The organism is Paenibacillus stellifer (assembly GCF_000758685.1).
Classification (GTDB): domain Bacteria; phylum Bacillota; class Bacilli; order Paenibacillales; family Paenibacillaceae; genus Paenibacillus_AQ; species Paenibacillus_AQ stellifer.
Map to the genome: position 1 here is coordinate 508,350 of NZ_CP009286.1, position 17,643 is coordinate 525,992.

General features: G+C 51.1%; 17 protein-coding genes, 1 tRNA gene and 1 riboswitch. Of the genes, 5 read left to right on the forward strand and 13 right to left on the reverse strand.

Going from position 1 to position 17,643, the window contains the following annotated elements:
* Window positions 1-71: 71 nt before the first annotated feature.
* Entirely contained in the window at window positions 72-620 is a 549-nt protein-coding gene (gene ssuE, locus PSTEL_RS02465; RefSeq protein ID WP_038693258.1) for an NADPH-dependent FMN reductase, read from the forward strand.
* Between the two features lie 150 nt (window positions 621-770).
* Here the strand turns inward: ssuE and PSTEL_RS02470 are convergent, their stop codons facing one another.
* The 4 genes from PSTEL_RS02470 to PSTEL_RS02485 all read right to left on the reverse strand — a co-directional run bounded on the left by PSTEL_RS02470 (window position 771) and on the right by PSTEL_RS02485 (window position 7,024).
* The gene (locus PSTEL_RS02470; protein ID WP_038693260.1) at window positions 771-1,802 is read right to left on the reverse strand and encodes a ribonucleotide-diphosphate reductase subunit beta; all 1,032 of its coding nucleotides are present in this window, start codon (window positions 1,800-1,802) and stop codon (window positions 771-773) included.
* A gap of 157 nt (window positions 1,803-1,959) precedes the next feature.
* Window positions 1,960-4,293, reverse strand: coding sequence for a ribonucleoside-diphosphate reductase subunit alpha (locus tag PSTEL_RS02475; protein WP_038693261.1), 2,334 nt, complete (start codon window positions 4,291-4,293; stop codon window positions 1,960-1,962).
* A 230-nt stretch (window positions 4,294-4,523) separates the two neighbouring features.
* Window positions 4,524-5,042 carry an anaerobic ribonucleoside-triphosphate reductase activating protein gene (gene nrdG, locus PSTEL_RS02480; RefSeq protein WP_038693263.1) on the reverse strand — a complete coding sequence of 173 codons (519 nt, stop codon included), beginning with the start codon at window positions 5,040-5,042 and terminating at the stop codon, window positions 4,524-4,526.
* Window positions 5,039-7,024: an anaerobic ribonucleoside triphosphate reductase gene (locus PSTEL_RS02485; protein ID WP_038693264.1), complete on the reverse strand. Its 1,986-nt coding sequence runs from the start codon at window positions 7,022-7,024 to the stop codon at window positions 5,039-5,041. Before PSTEL_RS02485 ends, nrdG begins: the two co-directional genes overlap by 4 nt.
* Before the next feature lie 183 nt (window positions 7,025-7,207).
* Window positions 7,208-7,447, reverse strand: a riboswitch (cobalamin riboswitch).
* Between the two features lie 369 nt (window positions 7,448-7,816).
* On the opposite strand from PSTEL_RS02485, the gene PSTEL_RS02495 reads away from it, so the two are divergent.
* The 3 genes from PSTEL_RS02495 (at window position 7,817) to PSTEL_RS02505 (ending at window position 9,273) form a co-directional block, all read left to right on the forward strand.
* Window positions 7,817-8,125, forward strand: coding sequence for an MTH1187 family thiamine-binding protein (locus PSTEL_RS02495; RefSeq protein ID WP_038693268.1), 309 nt, complete (start codon window positions 7,817-7,819; stop codon window positions 8,123-8,125).
* A 176-nt stretch (window positions 8,126-8,301) separates the two neighbouring features.
* Window positions 8,302-8,373 (forward strand) — tRNA-Thr (locus PSTEL_RS02500).
* 447 nt (window positions 8,374-8,820) lie between these two features.
* Complete coding sequence (locus tag PSTEL_RS02505) at window positions 8,821-9,273, forward strand: DUF262 domain-containing protein (protein WP_038693270.1); 453 nt, start codon at window positions 8,821-8,823, stop codon at window positions 9,271-9,273.
* A gap of 99 nt (window positions 9,274-9,372) precedes the next feature.
* Here PSTEL_RS02505 and PSTEL_RS02510 read toward each other — a convergent pair whose 3' ends face one another.
* The 8 genes from PSTEL_RS02510 to PSTEL_RS02545 form a co-directional block, all read right to left on the reverse strand.
* The gene (locus PSTEL_RS02510; RefSeq protein WP_038693272.1) at window positions 9,373-9,666 is read right to left on the reverse strand and encodes a spore coat protein; all 294 of its coding nucleotides are present in this window, start codon (window positions 9,664-9,666) and stop codon (window positions 9,373-9,375) included.
* The gene (locus tag PSTEL_RS02515) at window positions 9,650-9,871 is read right to left on the reverse strand and encodes a hypothetical protein (protein ID WP_038693274.1); all 222 of its coding nucleotides are present in this window, start codon (window positions 9,869-9,871) and stop codon (window positions 9,650-9,652) included. Before PSTEL_RS02515 ends, PSTEL_RS02510 begins: the two co-directional genes overlap by 17 nt.
* Window positions 9,872-9,892: 21 nt before the next feature.
* Window positions 9,893-11,029: a zinc-dependent alcohol dehydrogenase gene (locus tag PSTEL_RS02520; RefSeq protein ID WP_038693276.1), complete on the reverse strand. Its 1,137-nt coding sequence runs from the start codon at window positions 11,027-11,029 to the stop codon at window positions 9,893-9,895.
* Entirely contained in the window at window positions 11,001-11,417 is a 417-nt protein-coding gene (locus PSTEL_RS02525) for a spore coat protein (protein ID WP_052098139.1), read from the reverse strand. Before PSTEL_RS02525 ends, PSTEL_RS02520 begins: the two co-directional genes overlap by 29 nt.
* Before the next feature lie 10 nt (window positions 11,418-11,427).
* The gene (locus tag PSTEL_RS02530; protein WP_038693278.1) at window positions 11,428-11,673 is read right to left on the reverse strand and encodes a hypothetical protein; all 246 of its coding nucleotides are present in this window, start codon (window positions 11,671-11,673) and stop codon (window positions 11,428-11,430) included.
* 194 nt (window positions 11,674-11,867) lie between these two features.
* On the reverse strand, window positions 11,868-12,962 hold the full coding sequence (locus PSTEL_RS02535) for a GerAB/ArcD/ProY family transporter (RefSeq protein ID WP_038693280.1): 1,095 nt from the start codon (window positions 12,960-12,962) through the stop codon (window positions 11,868-11,870).
* Between the two features lie 32 nt (window positions 12,963-12,994).
* Complete coding sequence (locus PSTEL_RS02540; protein ID WP_038693282.1) at window positions 12,995-14,227, reverse strand: Ger(x)C family spore germination protein; 1,233 nt, start codon at window positions 14,225-14,227, stop codon at window positions 12,995-12,997.
* Window positions 14,228-14,230: 3 nt separating this feature from the next.
* Complete coding sequence (locus PSTEL_RS02545) at window positions 14,231-15,871, reverse strand: spore germination protein (protein ID WP_052098141.1); 1,641 nt, start codon at window positions 15,869-15,871, stop codon at window positions 14,231-14,233.
* 315 nt (window positions 15,872-16,186) lie between these two features.
* Between PSTEL_RS02545 and PSTEL_RS02550 the strand changes: the two genes are divergently transcribed.
* Entirely contained in the window at window positions 16,187-16,993 is an 807-nt protein-coding gene (locus PSTEL_RS02550) for a hypothetical protein (RefSeq protein ID WP_425415252.1), read from the forward strand.
* On the opposite strand, the gene PSTEL_RS02555 is transcribed toward PSTEL_RS02550, so the two are convergent.
* A complete protein-coding gene (locus PSTEL_RS02555; RefSeq protein ID WP_038693283.1) occupies window positions 16,990-17,622 on the reverse strand; it encodes a LysE family transporter in 633 nt (210 codons plus the stop codon). The genes PSTEL_RS02550 and PSTEL_RS02555 overlap by 4 nt on opposite strands.
* Window positions 17,623-17,643: the final 21 nt, after the last annotated feature.

Here is a 17,643-nt window from a genome sequence, read left to right on the forward strand (position 1 = left end):
AAAGCCTTTGTTAGGATTTATTTAAAATTTGATTTGAAAGAAATGGATGTCAGAGAAGAAGAGGTGGGAACATGCCCAAGGTTGTGCTTATTAACGGAACCCCGTCCCTCGTGTCGCGGATCAATGCGGTGATCGAATACGCGAAGAACGCGCTTGCCGGCAAAGGTTTTGAAGTCGACGTCATCAACGTGGCGGAGCTTCCGCCGGAGGATCTGATTCATACGAAGTTCGAAAGCGAGTCTATTGTGAAGGCGAACGGCCTCGTGGCCGAAGCGGATGCGCTGATCGTGGTCAGCCCTGTCTACAAAGCCTCCTATACCGGGGTGCTGAAGACGTTCCTCGACCTGATTCCCCAGAAAGGGCTTGCCGGCAAAATCGTGCTCCCCCTCTTCATGGGCGGCAGCCTTGCGCATCTGCTCACGATCGATTATGCGCTGAAGCCGGTACTGTCCGTGCTGGGCGCCCGCCATATTCTCGGCGGCGTGTACGCCGTCGATTCGCAGGTGGTGCGGACCGACCAGGGGACGGTCGAAATCGCGGAGGAACTGAAGCTGCGTCTGGATAATGCGCTCAGCGAATTTGCAGAGGAGACCGAGCTTAAGGCGGCGCGGAAGAAGTGAGCATGCGTGATAAGCATTGAACCTGCAACTGGTGATAAGCAATGAACCGCAGGCTATCACAAAAACGGATGCACTCCCTGCAAAAGGGCGCATCCGTTTTGTTTTTTTCGAATATTACGGGTATTACGGTTTGTCTTATCTTATCTCGTCTTACAGATCGTCAAAGCCGTTGTCGTCGCCAACCTTGCCGTAATTGCGGGATTTGGCCTCGAAGAAGTCGGTCTTCGTCGCGTTCAGCGCCTCGTCGGAAAATGGCTTGATCCACGGCATGCAGTTGACGTCCACACCCTGGTACGCCTTGTCGAGCCCCATCAGGGTCAGGCGCTTGTTGGCGATGAATTTGATGTAGTCGGAAAGCTCGCCGAGATCGATGCCGCGCACGTTTTCCAGCGTATAATAGGCCCAGTTCGTCTCAAGCTCTACCGCGCGGTCAATCGTCTGGTACACATAGTCCATGTTCTCTTTCGTATCGAGCTCCGGGAAGTCCTTGAGCAGCTGCTTGAACACTTCGGCGAAGAAATAGCAGTGCTGGTTCTCGTCGCGCTGGATGTAAGAGATCATCTGGCTGGTCGCCATCATCTTCTGGTCGCGGGCCAGGTTGTAGAAGAAGGCGAACGTGCTGTAGAAGAAAATCCCTTCCAGAATCAGGTCAGCCACCAGCGCCTGGAAAAAGCTCTGCCGCGACGGATTGTCGCGGAACTCCTGGTAAATCTCCGAAATAAACTGGTTGCGCTCCAGCAGAACCGGATCATGCTTCCAGTATTCGAAGATTTCCTTCTGCTCCTGTTCGGACACGATGGAGGAGAGGACGTAGGAGTAGGACTGGTTGTGCACGACCTCCTGCTGCCCGATGATCGCGGAGATGGCTTCCAGCGAGGAGTCGGTAAAATACCGCTTCACATCACCCACGAACATGGTCTGCATGGAATCCAGCACGGCGAGCAGGGAGATGTTGATCTTGAACACGCGCTGTTCCTCGGCCTCCAGCAGCGGGAACTGCTGGGCATCCTTGGACATCGGGATTTCGTCCGCGATCCAGTGGTTCAGGAGCAGTACTTTGTAGAGTTTATACATATGCGGCATCCGGATGTCGTTCCAGTTCAGGATGCCGGAGCATTCGCCTTCGATGATGCGGGTCGATTGGTTGGGCGCTTCGGTGTTGAATATTTTTTGCAGCTGCATGATGGTTCACTCCTTGGTTATTTCTTCTTATCCAACTTTCTGCGGAGCGAGATGTTGCTCCGTCAGATTTCAGAGTTGAAACCCAGGCGCGGAGGGGAAGCTCAAGCATTCCCTGGAGCCGCACGCTTGTTTCAACATTCAGCTTCATAGAAGCAACTCAGCTCGCGCAGGATTCGCACTCTTCAATGGTAAGCGCGCGGCTGCGCACGTAATAGGTCGATTTCAGGCCGCCCTTCCAGGCGTTCAGGTGCAGGTCCAGGAAGTCGGTCGCCTTGATGTCCGGTCGCACGTACAGGTTGAAGCTCTGTCCCTGGTCGACATGGCGCTGGCGGGCCGAAGCCATGCGTATGGACCAGTTCTGGTCGATCAGGAACGCCGTCTTGTAGTACCAGATCGTCTTCTCGGACAGGTCCGGGGCCGGGTTCGCGATTTTGTAGGTCGTCTTCTCCTCGTAGGAAAGCAGATCGTACAGCGGGTCGATGCTGGCTGTCGAGCCGGCAATAATCGATGTTGAGCCGTTCGGCGCAATCGCGAACATCCAGGCGTTGCGGACGCCGTCACGCGCAACTTCTTCCTTCAGCTCGCGCCACTGTGCAGTCGTGACGTATTTGCCCTCGCGCTCGCCGCTCGTATAGCCGCGATGGTCGAAGTAGGCGCCTGTCTCCCAGTCGGAGCCGGCGAACTTCGGATAACGGCCTTTCTCGCGGGCCAGCTCCATGCTGGAGCGAACGAGCAGGTAGTTGATCTTCTCATAGAGATGATCATTGTATTCCACGGCCTCTTCGGACTCCCAGCGGATGCCTTCAAGCGCCAGCAGATGATGCAGGCCGAAGGTGCCGAGGCCTACGGCACGGTACTGGCTGTTCGTGTACTGCGCCTGCAGCACTTCGATATTGTTGATGTCGATCACATTGTCCAGCATGCGCACCTGAATCGGAATGAGGCGTTCCAGCACACCGGCCGGAACCGCGCGGGCAAGATGGATCGAGTTCAGGTTGCAGACGACGAAGTCGCCCGGGATTTTGGAGATGACGATCCGGGTCTGGCCGTCCTTGGTTACGAGTTCTTCCTGCTCCACCACGGTAGCGGACTGGTTCTGCATAATTTCCGTGCACAGGTTGGAGGAGAAGACCATGCCCTTGTGGCGGTTCGGGTTCGACCGGTTCACCGTGTCGCGGTAGAACATGTACGGCGTTCCCGTCTCCAGCTGCGATTTCATGATCCGTTTCATAATATCGATAGCCGGAACGGTAATGCGGGACAGCTCCGGATGAGCGGAGGCCTCGGCGTACTTCTCGCGGAAAGCTCCGTTTCCGAACTCTTCGTCATAGAAATCCTCCAGACCGAGCGCGCGGCCGTTCTCGTCCTTCCAGCCCATGACCTTCTTGACTTCATGCGGGCAGAACAGGTTCCATTGACTGCGCGCCTCGACAGCTTCCATGAACAGGTCGGGCAGGCAGACGCCGTGGAAGACGTCATGGGCGCGCATGCGCTCGTCGCCATTGTTCAGCTTGAGGTCAAGGAAGGCGAGAATATCTTTATGGAAGACGTCCAGGTATACGGCAATCGCGCCTTTGCGGGTGCCGAGCTGGTCGACGCTGACGGCGGTATTGTTCAGCTGGCGAATCCAGGGGATGACGCCGGAGCTGGTGTTCTTGTGGCCGCGGATATCCGAGCCGCGTGCCCGCACCTTGCCGAGGTAGACACCGATGCCGCCGCCCATTTTGCTGAGACGGGCCACATCAGTATTGGAATCGAAGATGCCTTCCAGGGAGTCGTCAACCGTGTCGATGAAGCAGCTGGAGAGCTGGCCGGCGACCTTTTTGCCCGCGTTGGACATGGTCGGAGTGGCGGCAGTCATATAAATGTTGCTCATCGCCCAGTAGGCTTCCTTCGCGAGCTCCAGCCGCTTCTCGGCCGGTTCCTGATGCATGAGGTACATGGCGATGACCATATAGCGCTCCTGCGGCAGTTCCATGACGCGCCCTTCGAAGTCGCGGGCCAGGTAGCGGTCGGAGAGAGTAAGAAGGCCGATATAGTCGAACAGCAGATCACGGGAAGGATCGATGCAGGATGCCAGCTCGTCGATCTGCTCCTTGGTATAGGCGGTCAGCAGTTCCTCGCGGTACACGCCTTTGGAGACGAGAGCCTCGATCAGCGGATACAGTGCGCCGTAGGGCTCATCCGGGTAAGCCTTGTAGCGGCGGTTCACCGCGGCTTTTTTGTACAGGGAGGTCAGCAGGGAGCGGGCGGCGGCGAACTTCCAGTTCGGCTCTTCCTTCGAGACCAGCTCTAGCGCGCTCATCGTGAATGCACTGCTGATTTCCTCACCGCTGACTTCGTCGCGGCGGAGCTTGGCGTTCACGCCGCGCAGCAGCGTGTCCTTATTCAGACCCTCCAGGTCTTTCAAAATCCGGTCGGCGTATACGGACAGACGCATTTCATCAAAAGCAAGCTGACGGTTGTCGGGTTTCACTACGAGTTGAGGCATATCGATCGCTTCCTTTCAAGTTTTCAATATCAAAAATTAAGGTATCGGGTCTGAAAAGAACTTGAGAACATGGTTCTGTGCCTCCGGAAAGGCCGGTTGCCCGGCTGCTTTCATATCGGCAAGTTTGTTAAGTTCTCAAGTTCTTAAGCTCAGCATATCAGCTTGTATGGAGCGCGGAGGGCGCTCCATAACCGGATAGAGTCCGGCAGGGTTTCATGAGCTATTTCATGCTATTTCCATACGGCGGGCGCCCACAGTACGGGCTCCGCCTTTCCGAGACTGGCCTGCACGTCGATAATCCGCTGGTTCGAGCTTCCTCTATAGCGGAGCGTGGTGTCCTTGAGGGCTTCGACGAACCGCCCGTCGATCACGACCTGGCAGAGCGACAGCAGTTCGAACTCCGGCGAGCCGGGCGATGCCGTCAGCTCTTCGTAAGTGTAGCCGGTGTAGATCCACACCGGGTAATCCGGCAGAACGGCGCGCAGCTCGCGGATGAAATCAGACACTTCGGCAGCTGAGAAAAAGGGATCTCCGCCCGCCAGCGTCAGCCCGTCGAGCAGCGGATTTGCGGCGATCTCCGTGATGATCTCCGCCTGCCGCTCCCTGGTAAAAGGCTCGCCGTACGTGAAGTTCCACGTTTCGGGATTGAAGCAGCCGGGGCAGCGGTGGCGGCAGCCGCTGATGAAGAGAACGGCCCGGATGCCGTCGCCTTCATTGATTGATTCCGGGTAGTAGCCGCATAGATTCACAGATGCTTCACCCGGTCCCGGACCTCGGCCTGCTTGGCCGCGTTGAATCGGGTCTGGTAATCGCCGGTGAGGTAGCCCGTCACGCGGCGGAGGCGGCGCATATGCACTTCTTCCTCATGCGCTCCGCAGGAAGGGCAGTTCGTGCCGATCACGCCCTCGTAGCCGCAGCCCGAGCAGCGGTCTACGGGATGGTTGATGCTGAAATAGCTGATGTCCTGATCCAGCGCGTAGCGGATGATTTTGACAAAAGCCGCCGGATTGCTTCGCGCGTTCCCGTCCAGCTCTACATAGGAGATGGCACCGGCGTTGCAAAGATCATGGAATGCCGCCTCCAGCTTGATCTTGTTCGCCGCTCCCGTCTGGTAGTAGACCGGTACATGGAACGAGTTCGTGTAGTACTCGCGGTCCGTTACGCCCGCGATCGCGCCGTGCTCACGGCGGTCGATCTTGGTGAACTTGCCGGACAGCCCCTCCGCCGGGGTGGCGAACAGGGTGATGTTGAGGTCCAGCTCTTCACTCTTGCGGTCGCAGAACTCGCGCATATGCCGGATGATTTCAAATCCCTTGGCATATACGTCGGCATCTTCGGCATGATGTCTGCCGTACATGGCCTTCATGCACTCCGCGAGGCCGATGAAGCCGATGGACAGGCTGCCATGTTTCAGCAGATCGCCGACGGAATCGTCCGGCGCCAGATGCTCGCCGCCTTCCCACACGCCTTCGCGCATCATGAAGTCCGAGGCCTTCGCCTTCTGCTTGACTTGAATGTGGAACCGGTGAAGCAGGCCCTCCAGCGCGATTTCCATATAATGATCGAGATCGGTGTAGAAGCCCTGCTCGTCCGCCGCAAGCCGGCGGCCCGTCGCGATGCCGTGACGGATGCCGAGCCGCACCAGATTCAGCGTGTTGAAGGACAGATTGCCTTTGCCGGAGCAGCGGTTGCGCCCGAAGCGGTCGCCGAGCACCCGGGTGCGGCAGCCCATCGTGGCAAATTCGGTATCCGGGTCTGCCGGATCGTAATACATGAGATTCAGCGGAGCATCCAGGTTCGCGAAGTTCGGATACAGCCGCCGGGCCGAGCATTCCGCAGCTTTCAGGAACAGCTCGTAGTTCGGATCGCCGGGCTGCTGGTTGACGCCTTTTTTACATTTAAAAATCTGGATCGGGAACACCGGCGTCTCGCCGCTGCCGAGCCCGTTCATCGTTGCCGTCAGCAGGGAATCGATTACCAGCTGTCCTTCCGGCGTCGTGCAGGTGCCGTAGTTGATGCTCGTGAACGGAATCTGGCCGCCTGCCCGGGAGGACATCGTATTGAGATTATGTATGAGGCTCTCGGCAGCCTGCAGCGTCTCGGCCTGCGTCTCTTTCATGGCGAAGCGGTAGACTTTCGGATAGCGTTCCTGAAGGTCGGTCCGGCTCATGGTGATTTCACCGAGCTCTGCACTATCTGCCGCTTCTTCAAAATAGTTCAGCCCCTTGCGGAACAGCTTGGCGAAGGACTTGGCGACATAAGGTGCGAGATCATGGTCGAGCTTGCTTCCCGACACCCCGCCGTACTGCGCGTTCTGTTGGGATTGAAAAATAATCGCCGTCAGCGCCATCGCCGTCATGATGGAATTCGGCGGGCGGACACTGCCGTTGCCCGTATTGAAGCCTTCGCGCAGCAGCTTGTCGAACGGGATGAAAATGCAGTTGGTCGTGCCGATGACGTATTGATCCAGATCATGGACGTACACGACATTTTCCTTGATCGCTTTGACGAGATGAGGGGGCATCGTGAAGCTGCGGGCGTACCATTTCGAGTACTCGCTGCCGAATTTGCTCATTTTGCCGGAGAAGCTTTCTCCGTTCAGGTTGGCATTCTCCCGCAGCAGGTCCATATCCCGGCTGTCGATGATATCGCGCCCCAGTCCGATAACTTCCTCCAAAAGCTCTTCGTTCACGCTTTGCCCGTCAGTCTGCCATTTCTCCAGCAGCGTCATGATGCAGCTCTCCTCTCCATAATGTCCAGCGATTCTATCCTTGAGTATGTAAAAATATAAAAGGCATTCTCCGCGCAGGAAACCGCAGAAAATGCCACTATGTCGATTGGACCGCCCAAGGCAGGGCGCACCCTCAAGAAGGCGCATAGCGGACACCTCTCCTGTTCCTCGCAGGACTTCAATTGGCGTCACTAGATGCAGGCAGGTCTCCTGGCTTCCGTTCCATCTTCCGGCGCCTTCCCAAAGGCCCGAATGGCGGCTTTCAGTGGCATGTGCCGGAAGATGCCGTCTTCGTTCTCTAGCGCGTTTGAAGAGGACGGACATCCGGTTACAGTGGCGGGACCGCAGCGGTTTCGCACCGCTTTCCCTTTTAAGCCCGGGCTTCCATTTTGGAGCTCGGACACCCGAATCTACTATATTTTGTTGTTGCTTATTAAAAATAACCCAATATATTGTATCTGTAAACATATTTTTTGTGAACTTAATATCCACAGCATCATCCACAACAGACCTTGGGAAATCCACATCTCGTCCACAAACCATCCACAGATTTATCCCCAGATTGGGTAGATATGGGGAAAACTCCGGGAATGCAGTGGCCGTTTCGCCTATTGATTTTGGCACAATCTAGCGTAGACCGGGATACAAAATGCAGATTTTTGGGAGAGAAAAATAGGCCTCTGGAGCTTGCGGATTTGTGGCTCTTGCGTTCAATTGCTACAATGGAAGAAGAGCCGCGAGAAGCGGATATTCGCGTCAAATCCCGGCAGGGGAAATAAAGGAGGTATATCGATGGCAATCGCTGAAATTACCGTCATTCCGATCGGAACGGGCAGCACGAGCCTCAGCAGCTATGTCGCCGACATGCAGCGCGCGCTGGAGAGCGTGGAGGGTATCACCTATGAGCTGACTTCAATGGGCACGATTATCGAGGGCCCGATTTCCCGCATCTTCGCAGCGGTGGAGGTGCTGCATGAGTCGCCGTTTAACGGCGGAGCGCAGCGCGTGTCCACGTCGCTCAAGATCGACGACCGCCGCGACAAGGCGGGCAGCAGCCGGCAGAAGCTGGAGTCCGTGGAACGGAAGCTGCAGGGCGAGTAGAGGCGGCGGGCTATGTCCGCTGACTTAGATGGGGCCGCCGTTTCCCTGCACAGCCATCAGGTGTAGGGCAGGGGAGCGGCGGACTCGGTTGAGCAGAACAGTTGCTATAAAAAACAGTTGCTTTTCTCGTCAGAAGCGGTATAATAGTTTCTGTTGTGACGCAAATTAAATGTTATGCTGGTGTAGCTCAGGGGTAGAGCAACGCACTCGTAATGCGTAGGCCGGGGGTTCAATTCCCTTCACCAGCATCCCAAGAAAGTCAATAACGGCGCGGGTTTCCGAGATTTCGGAAACCGCGCCGTTTTGTTGTAAATCTCCCGACTTCTTAGGCCAATCATTAATATTTCTTTGGGCTATTTTGGAGGGATAATAATTAAATGGATGTTCGGAAACATGATTTCAGAAGCGCTTAATACGTTATTTGGCACAACTCGATTTTCACCAGACCATATTCCAATCTTGGCGGCATTACTAGCTTGGGTCGGTTCTTTTCTGAGAGCTAATCAAAAAAACCAGAAAGCGGAATAGAGGGGATATCTTTCTCTCATCTGTTGAGCTAAGTCATCAAAACGGGATTGTAGCAATGTAGTGGAAGTAGAACGGAGAGTATAAGGCAGAAACATAGTGTGAATTGCGAGTGAACAAACCGGGGTATCAGCCTCCGGTTTGTTTTTATATTCGGGGAGGAAACTCTAATGAAAATGAAAAGAGCAAGTATCCAACGGACAACAAAAAGCCTTTTGAACATGCGGGAGCGGAATCGGTTTGATCTTCCATTTCATCGCAACTCCGTATGGAAAAATGATCGGCGTTCCTTTCTGGTCGAATCCATGATTCAGGATTGGTACATTCCGAACATTTTGGTATGGGACAATGGAGATGATAACGTTTGGGTCATTGATGGCCGGCAGCGCTGGGAATCTACGTTTCTCTTTCAGGATGGTCTTTACAAGCTCAGTAGCGGTACGGCAGATTTCAATTGTAAGAAACTGGCTGGCAGGAAATGCTCGGGGTTATTCTGTAACACACAGTTCGAGTTCCTGACTTATAACTTCACCGTCACTGAATTCCGGGATTGCACGTTTGAACAAGTCGAAGAACTGTTTTACCAGGTGAACCAATCCGTGCCGCTCGCATCGACTGATTAAAGTGTGATTTTCTGAACCTTTTGTTAGAATTCAATATGATCTTTGGGCTTAACAAACGCAATACAAAAAGCAGTAGTATTAACAATATTGAAACTGCCCTCATGGTAATTTGAGGGCAGTTTCAATATTATTTAAATCCATCTGAAGCTGATCCTTAACAAGCCAAGGCTGGTACCATTTACATTCTATCAGATAAGTTGAGATTCGCTCATACAGATCGATATTTTGCTCCAATTGCTGTTCGAGTGTTCTTCTGATCTCCGGAGTGATCGCTTCTGTAATGGCAATTGCATAGCTGCGTACACCATTCTTTGCGGACAAGAGTAAATCGGATGCAATGACTTGATCGGTTAACGTATTTAGCCCGGTTAAATATTCAATGATAGGGTTCATAAGTGAATTCCTGCTCCTTGGCTTTTTTTATAATACTGCCTAACTCTTGCAATTGGCTGGCAGATATTTCTGCATCCAATTGCATCAACGACTTTAACTGGGGATCTGACACAAGCATTTGCATTGTTTTGGCTTTGGTTAGGCAGATGGTTTTGAATGCTGTGATCTCATGAACATCCAACACCTCATGGAATGCGTAACTCATTAATCCAATTCCTCCAGTTCTTTAGGGTTTCAAAATAACTTTAATGCAGTTCTCCGTTTTCGTGTCAAATACTTGATATCCATGCTTGGCTTCGCTTAGTGGCAATACATGCGTAACAATATCCCCTGGATCAACTTTCCCGCTAGATACCAACTCGTACATGTAGGGCATATAATGAATAACCGGAGCTTGTCCGGAACGGATGTTAATGTTGCGCTGCATAATATCACCTAGTGGAAACCCATTGTACCTGCCGCCATAAACGCCTGTTAGCTGGATAGTACCCCCTTTGCGAACGGACTGCGATGCAAGGATAACTGCGCCTAGCGCTCCTCCTTGTAACCTCATGCCACTCGTGAGAAACTCGAGGTCGCTCATCTTGCCGTCCATCCCAACGCAATCTATGACAACATCTGCTCCGCCTTGAGTCATTTCATTTAAAAACCCGCCAACATTGGATTCCTGTCCAACATTCACAACCTCGACGTGATTAGTTCTTTTGGCATGCTGCAAACGGTAGTCGACGTAATCGACCGCAATAACCCGCTTGGCGCCCTTCAACCAGCAAAATTTTTGTGCAAGCAACCCAACTGGGCCGCATCCTAGAACAATAACCGTATCGCCGTTCTTAACTCCAGCGTTATCAACGCTCCAGAACGCAGTCGTCATTACATCGGCGATAAGAATAAGTTTTTCTTCGGCAACTTCACAGCTTTCTGGAACTTTGAAATGAGTGAAATTTGCAAAAGGTACCCGTAAATATTCAGCCTGTCCGCCAGGATAGCCGCCGGTATTTCCAGAATAGCCGAAATACCCGCCCATTTCGCCATTGTCATTGGAATGATCACACTGGCTTTCCAACTGATGTCGGCAGTAAAAGCATTCTCCGCAGGCAATGGTGAATGGAATGATGACACGATCGCCTTTTTTTAACTTGGTGACGCCTGGGCCAACTTCCTCCACAATGCCCATTGGCTCGTGCCCGATAACATCATTCTCGTGCAGATTGGGAATCATTCCATGAATCAGATGCAGATCGGAGCCGCAAATGGCGGTGCTGGTCAGCTTCACGATCATATCGTCAGGCTTCTCGATTCTGGGGTAGGGGACGTCCTTGACAGCGATGTTTTTAACGCCTTGGTATGTTACGGCTTTCATGTTCGAGTTCACTCGCTTTCGAAGATTCATCTGGCGCTTGATCAAACATTCCTTTTCTTGAAGTATCGGCCGGGAAAAGTTTCATTTTTCCAATAAGGGTTATATTGTTTGCTGAAAGTTGGTCTAATTTGTACTGTTCACCGAGTTCATAAGGATGGAACCACTTTTTTTCGATCATCAGTGCCGTAATTTCCTGGTGGAGGGCAATCGCTTGGGTCAGCATTTTTTTTAGCAGTTCACGAACTTCGGGTGATGCTGTCTCGGTTAGAGCAAACGCAATATTGCGCACGCCCTGCTTCGCACGGGACAGGAAGTCAGTTGCAAAAGTGGCATCAGCCATTTCAGGCATATAAAGCGCATTTATCGGGTCCAAATGATCGTGATTCATCGTCGTCTCCTTAGTTTAGGATGGGGGTTGGACGGTTTTCCGGTACTTCTTTTCGGAATGGGGCTTGCGCGTAGACCGCCTGTAAATCGGAAATCCCTTCAATGCATTGCTGTACATCTTTCTCCATAAGTGCCCGCAAGTCTTGATCAAATACAAGTCCTTGTATTAACTTGGATTTGGCGAGACAGAGCGTTTTGAAGTTGAGCAGTTCATGAATCTCTAGCGACTCGTGTGCGGCCAATAATTTCTTATCCAAATACATGTCCCTCCGTTGATGTATTTCTGAATTTTCTCTATAATGCCCTGAATTTGTCGCTTTATGTTTAACACGGGAGAAAAAGAGCTCTACGATACACGTCGAGTGGCTTAAATAATACTCTTTAACCGAGCTGATGCCCGATTTATAGAAAATGGTCGGTAATGTTAACTGTTAACGAAATAATTGAGAGTTTAGGTATGCCTTTTTCTTCTACGTATATGCATTACTATCAGAAGTAGGGCAGGTAGTCCGATTTGGAACAATGGCCACCAGTACTTGACCGCAATTTCTCTGCCTACCTTAATAAATTCTGTATAAGTGGGAAAGAGAAATGCGAGAGAGTATATGACACCTCCGACTAGAACAGTAGCCTTTTTATGGCTGATTCCCGTTATTCTTGTAGTTCCGACTACTGCCCCGTTAGAGAAAATGGCTAGCTTGGTTCCCAGGCTTAAGAACATCAACAATGTAAATATTGGATCAATTCGCTCAAATACGTTTGTCAGCTTAATCAACTGGACGATTTGAAGCAGAGGGAGAGCGCTGTTCGTCGCCAAAACAGGTCCAAGTACCAAAATGTTGATCTGATTTATAATAACTATAAATATTGAGCTCGCACAGTATGCTTTTATGACTTTAGGTATCATTCGTGGTCTAGCAGCTGTTAACGGGTAGAACACCAGAAACACAACCACTTGTCCAAAGGGAAAAGAGAGAATATCGGGTATCGCCGACTTTATGACCGGCCTCCATCCATACTCAAGCACAGGCAACATAAGAGGGAAGTGAACTAGGCCTGTTAGCATAACCATGATCACGATAATAGTGTACCCTACTGCTACAAAAGGGAGTAATACAAGGCAAATCAGGAAAAGTACTTCTGTTCCGTACCGAACTGAGTTGCTAACAACCAGAATAACAATCAACATCACTGACCACAGCGGAGTGCCCGGCAGCAGTATTGTTATCGTCACTTCCCCTATATCCCGCAGGTTCCTCGATGCTTCAAGTGCAAAGTAGCCGACAAAGGTTAGATTAATTAAGTTTCCTATATATTTTCCAATATAGTGGCGGTATAACTGAAACAAATCCAATCCAGGGTCTATCCGGTGTATGGCCAAATGCATTAACAGCAGAAGAAAACCGGCTAAGGCCCCGATCAGCATAGCCAACCATGCATCCTGCTTCGCTTCTCCACCAATCAGGAATAAGCTTGTACTTCCCACTTCGAATAATGCGAGTGCGATTGCCAATTCGGAAACACGAGCATGGGATTTGTTTGACACACCACTCGCTCCTCTCAGCTTGGTAATTGCGACTATTCCAAGGTCTTATTCATCATTTGCCTGAACGAGTTAAGGAACAGCCGGGTCCTAACGACCTTGACTTTGACATCCGCTTTCATGTCCATCCGAGCCAGTTCCTCATCCCAATTCGGTTTGAGTTTGTGCCACTCCTTTGGGTTACGCACATGAATCTTGTTGCCAATTCCCAGAATATCGACTTTCATCGCTTTGGCGGATGCCCAAGCCATCTCCATCTGCCTTAAAATCACTTGTTCAATTTGCTGTTTGAGTTTATCAATGCCAGACGTATCGGTCAGATCCTCCTCGGAGGTGGTTTCGATAAGCTCTCCGCTGACCTCGGCTTTTACCTTTATGGTATAATGTAGCAGGCCTTTAACGGGGGTGACTTTAACTTTGGCGTTACAGATTCTTACCGCCGACTGGTTCTCTTCACCGAGAGAATCGGGATCTGGAAAAGAGAGGGTCGTGCCTTTTACGCGATTGGTCAGCCAAGACATCCCCAAACTTTCCTCTAAATTCATTTTCCCGACACTGCGATCTCCTTTAAAGATCACCAGTCCTGTCAGTCTCAGCTTGGCACTCTGTGCAGTCTTCGACATAACCTCCGAGGATTCCAGCTCTTTAGGGTCCTCTCCGGAAACGCTAATTTCAGGGATGACGCCTGTTCGGGATTCCGAGGTTATTCCCAGAGCAAGTTCGAATACAGTGGTCGCCGGGTAGAAAGACACAAGAAACTTCTCCTTCTCAACAACTTCTGAAATGGCTCGTCCAGGCAACTTCTCAGGAGGAATATTCTTTGTCAGGATATCTCGAGCTTGGCCCTGGGACGCCAATACATGTACCGTCTCCCGGGAGTTCGGGTTGCGGAAATACGAGTCAAGGAGAGGGGTGATGCCATCCTCTGCGGTTTCTTTGCTTATAATTAATATATTGTTATGGGCGAAATATATCTTTCGGGGTTCCTCCACAGCACTCATAGAGATTGCCTCCTGGACAGTTTTACCCCTTGATGAGAAGACACGGACCCCTGCTTGGGAGGATGCTCCCACTGATCCGCCCCCGGACGCGGATGAACTGGTTGACGCTACACTAACCTGATAAGTGACCGAATAATCTCCTTTCTTTCCATCAATCCCCGTACCTGTGGCGATGCTCAACTCATTCAATTCGGTTGCCCTGCCGCATCCGGTTGTTGCCAGCAGCACTACGATAACAATGATGATGCGTCTGAGGTTCCTCTTCATGGTCTACTGCTCCCTATCCTGCTGTTTTTGTTCGAAAGGCGACACAACGGTTTCATCGGAGCTTGTAGGGTATTGATTGGGTGCCTGTCTGTATTTGTTAGATCCCGATTTCCGATTCGGTCTGGTCTTCATTGCCCACCAGGGCACCCGAAGAAGCAGGTCTTTCATATTGGATTTGAAGTAGGGAGCGTACGGCATCAAATAATTGATGCCGTACGATCGCAGTGAAACGAGATGGGAGAGCAATGAAATGAGGCCCGCCAGAATGCCGAACAGCCCGAACGTGCCGGCAAGGACCATCAGGGCGAAACGGATGAGCCGGACGGCTGAAGCCATATTTATCGACGGAATGACAAAGTTGGCGATAGCTGTGAAGGATACGACAATTACCATCGCTCCCGATACCAAGCCGGCCTGCACGGCAGCTTGCCCCAAAACCAGGGCGCCGACAATCGAAATGGCGGGTCCGATGACCCGCGGCATTCGGACGCCCGCCTCGCGAATGACTTCAAAAATCAGTTCCATCGCCAAAGCTTCATACAAAGCCGGGAGAGGGGCTCCTTCCCGCTGTCCTGCTAAGGTAATCAGAAGCGTGGTAGGGATCATTTCCTGCTGAAAGGTTGTGACGGCAATATACAGCGAGGGAAGCAGCAGCGCAGCGAAAAAAGACATGAGTCGTATAATGCGCAGAAATGTCGATATGTCATAACGCTGATAGTAGTCTTCGCTAGACTGAAAAAAGTTGAAGAAGGTTACCGGGGCGATCAGCACAAACGGAGTTCCGTCAACCAATATGCAGACCATGCCTTCCAGCAGGTTCCCGGCTACCGTATCGGGGCGTTCTGTGTTCAACATAGTCGGGAAAGGCGTAAGCGCGGCGTCCTGGATCATTTCTTCGATATATCCACTTTCGAGAATGCTGTCCGTATCGATCGCCTTCAGGCGAGCATTGACTTCGTAAACAACCTCGGGTCTTACAATGCCGTCCAGATAAGCGACGACTACTCGGGTCTGTGTATACGTTCCGATAATATGCTGCTCAAACTTGAGGGCAGGTGTCCGCAGCTTGTGCCTGAGGAGGGCAAGGTTGGTGGAGATTTCTTCGGTGAAGCCTTCTTTTGGCCCGCGAACGACGGTTTGGGAAGTCGGTTCTTCCACCGAGCGGCGAACCCCGCCGGAAATGGCGACACCAAGAATACAATTATCGTCTTTCAATAAGATTAGCGCACCTCCGGCAAGAATAGTCCGGAATGCAGCCTCTTCCGTATACAGCAACTGGACGTTGCCCATTGGAATTTTCGACCTTAAGTCGGAAGCAGCAATGTTAACATTGGCGCTCAGGACCGTTATTATAGCGTCCATAAGTCCTGGGAGCAGAGTACTATCAGTTAAGCCCTCGATATAGCAGATGGCGGTCGGCAGAGCTTGCCCGTTATTACCCTTTAATTCGTTGAGCACAAAATCCGGGCTTGTCCCAAACGCTGACTTCAAGGTCAAGATTTTACCATCCAGCGAGGTAGACAATGGTACGCCTACCGACTCCAATTGATTTTTATTGGACGGTTCCTTACGACTCTTCACGGTCTCATTATTCTGGGTATTTCGTGCAGGCTTGAATACTTGTTGTAACCATGCAAAGAACAAAGTCCGCACCTCTTTCCTCGAATATCCAGTAATTTTTGCGTTTACGATAAAAGTTATGTATTTTTCCTAAATCAAAATTAATTGTGAAAATTTTCATAAATAACGTATTCCTGCGAGGGGGACTCTAGAATCTGAGAGATCTCAAACTCCAACCGGGACGAGGACAGAATTCATGAAGCCAACGACCAGCAAAAATGAAAAAGATAAAAAACTGAAATGGTGGTAACTAAGCTTATTAGGAATAGCAGGGGCAGTAAGTTCACACCGCAGGTTCCGCTTGGCTATAGGGCGCTGCTGCCGTCAGGAGGCATCGGATTGTGGAATGCATTGATTTTTGCTTTTTATGCCTACGGCGGCATTGAGGTTCTGGGGATTATGTCTTACAGACTACGGAAACCTGAGGAAGCTCCAAAAGCGGGGAGGGTAATGCTGCTGGGACTGGCAGCGGTGTATGTCCTGTCCATCGGACTAGCGGTCATCATGGTGCCGTTCAATGCTTTTAATTCGAAGGAAAGCCCTTTTGTTCTCGCACTCTCCAGCAAGTATCTGACTTTTGTGCCGCATTTGTTTAACGGGGTACTGATTATTGCCGGTTTCTCTACCATGACAGCGTCCCTATATGCCATTACTTCGATGATGATCACTCTTGCTCAGGAAGGTGATGCACCCAAGGCATTTTCAAAGAAGTGGAAGAACAAATATCCATTCTATGCACTATGTTTGATAGCTTGCGGGTTAGCGGGAACCATTACGATGTCTTTATTGCTGCCGGAAAAGGTGTATGAATATATTACCACGGCTGCCGGATTGATGATCCTCTATAACTGGTCTTTTATATTGCTCTCATCCGGCAGGCTGTTTCAGCCTAGTTTACTAGGTCGAGTGAAGCGCTGGACTGGCCTGGTGCTAGTTGCTGCTGCTGTGGCTGGTACACTGTTTCATCCGCTCAGCCGTCCAGGATTCTTCATCAGTCTGCTTATTGTCTTCGTCATCGCACTTAGTGACTGGATCATAGAGCGGGTTCGTAAAAAGAAGAACACTAACGATCAGGAATACCCTACCCCACAAGGCAGCGCAGAGTTTCGGATCAAAGGCATCAGGATGAGGAAGAACAAAGTTTAATGGAGGAAGAGCAGTCGTGCAGCCTGTACGCCAAAATATAAACCAAAGCCGATAAGCGACAGCCCTGACAGAATGGAAATCGTCATTAATACTTTCACGGTCAACAATTTACGGAAAAGGCTGGAGGTGGCAGCCATAGATACATCCCAGAGCAGAATTCCGAATATTATTGCACCACTGTAGATAAGTAACTGCTGCATCGGATATTCACTAGCTGCCTTGGCTAATACAGACCCGTAAATACCCAGCCAAAACAGGATGGAGAGGGGATTAAACAATGACATTAGAAATCCTGACAGATAAGACTTGGACAGAGAGGTATCGTTTCCCCTAAGCTCAGTTACTGAAATATCTCCTGCATTTTTAATGCTTTCCACACCTGAATAGACCAGAACGAAGAAACCGAATAGCCAAAGAAAGGCTTTAACAAACGGGGGTTCCAGAAGATAAATAAGGCCAAAATAGACAAGGAGCATATAAATAATATCCGCGCATACTGCCCCCAAACCAACAGTCCAGGCATGCAGGAACCCTTCACGGAGCCCCTTGTCCAGTTGTGCTGCATTAATGGGGCCAATTGGTGCTGAAAGGGATAACCCCAGAACAATATAACCTATCAATATATTAATGATGTCCCCCCCCCCTTTATG

What these genes read in the sequence shown, in the direction of transcription:
- ssuE (WP_038693258.1), top strand. Translation starts at nt 72, where the DNA reads ATGCCCAAGGTTGTGCTTATTAACGGAACCCCGTCCCTCGTGTCGCGG.
- PSTEL_RS02470 (WP_038693260.1), bottom strand. Translation starts at nt 1,802, where the DNA reads ATGCAGCTGCAAAAAATATTCAACACCGAAGCGCCCAACCAATCGACC.
- PSTEL_RS02475 (WP_038693261.1), bottom strand. Translation starts at nt 4,293, where the DNA reads ATGCCTCAACTCGTAGTGAAACCCGACAACCGTCAGCTTGCTTTTGAT.
- PSTEL_RS02485 (WP_038693264.1), bottom strand. Translation starts at nt 7,024, where the DNA reads ATGACGCTGCTGGAGAAATGGCAGACTGACGGGCAAAGCGTGAACGAA.
- PSTEL_RS02495 (WP_038693268.1), top strand. Translation starts at nt 7,817, where the DNA reads ATGGCAATCGCTGAAATTACCGTCATTCCGATCGGAACGGGCAGCACG.
- PSTEL_RS02505 (WP_038693270.1), top strand. Translation starts at nt 8,821, where the DNA reads ATGAAAATGAAAAGAGCAAGTATCCAACGGACAACAAAAAGCCTTTTG.
- PSTEL_RS02510 (WP_038693272.1), bottom strand. Translation starts at nt 9,666, where the DNA reads ATGAACCCTATCATTGAATATTTAACCGGGCTAAATACGTTAACCGAT.
- PSTEL_RS02515 (WP_038693274.1), bottom strand. Translation starts at nt 9,871, where the DNA reads ATGAGTTACGCATTCCATGAGGTGTTGGATGTTCATGAGATCACAGCA.
- PSTEL_RS02520 (WP_038693276.1), bottom strand. Translation starts at nt 11,029, where the DNA reads ATGAAAGCCGTAACATACCAAGGCGTTAAAAACATCGCTGTCAAGGAC.
- PSTEL_RS02525 (WP_052098139.1), bottom strand. Translation starts at nt 11,417, where the DNA reads ATGAATCACGATCATTTGGACCCGATAAATGCGCTTTATATGCCTGAA.
- PSTEL_RS02540 (WP_038693282.1), bottom strand. Translation starts at nt 14,227, where the DNA reads ATGAAGAGGAACCTCAGACGCATCATCATTGTTATCGTAGTGCTGCTG.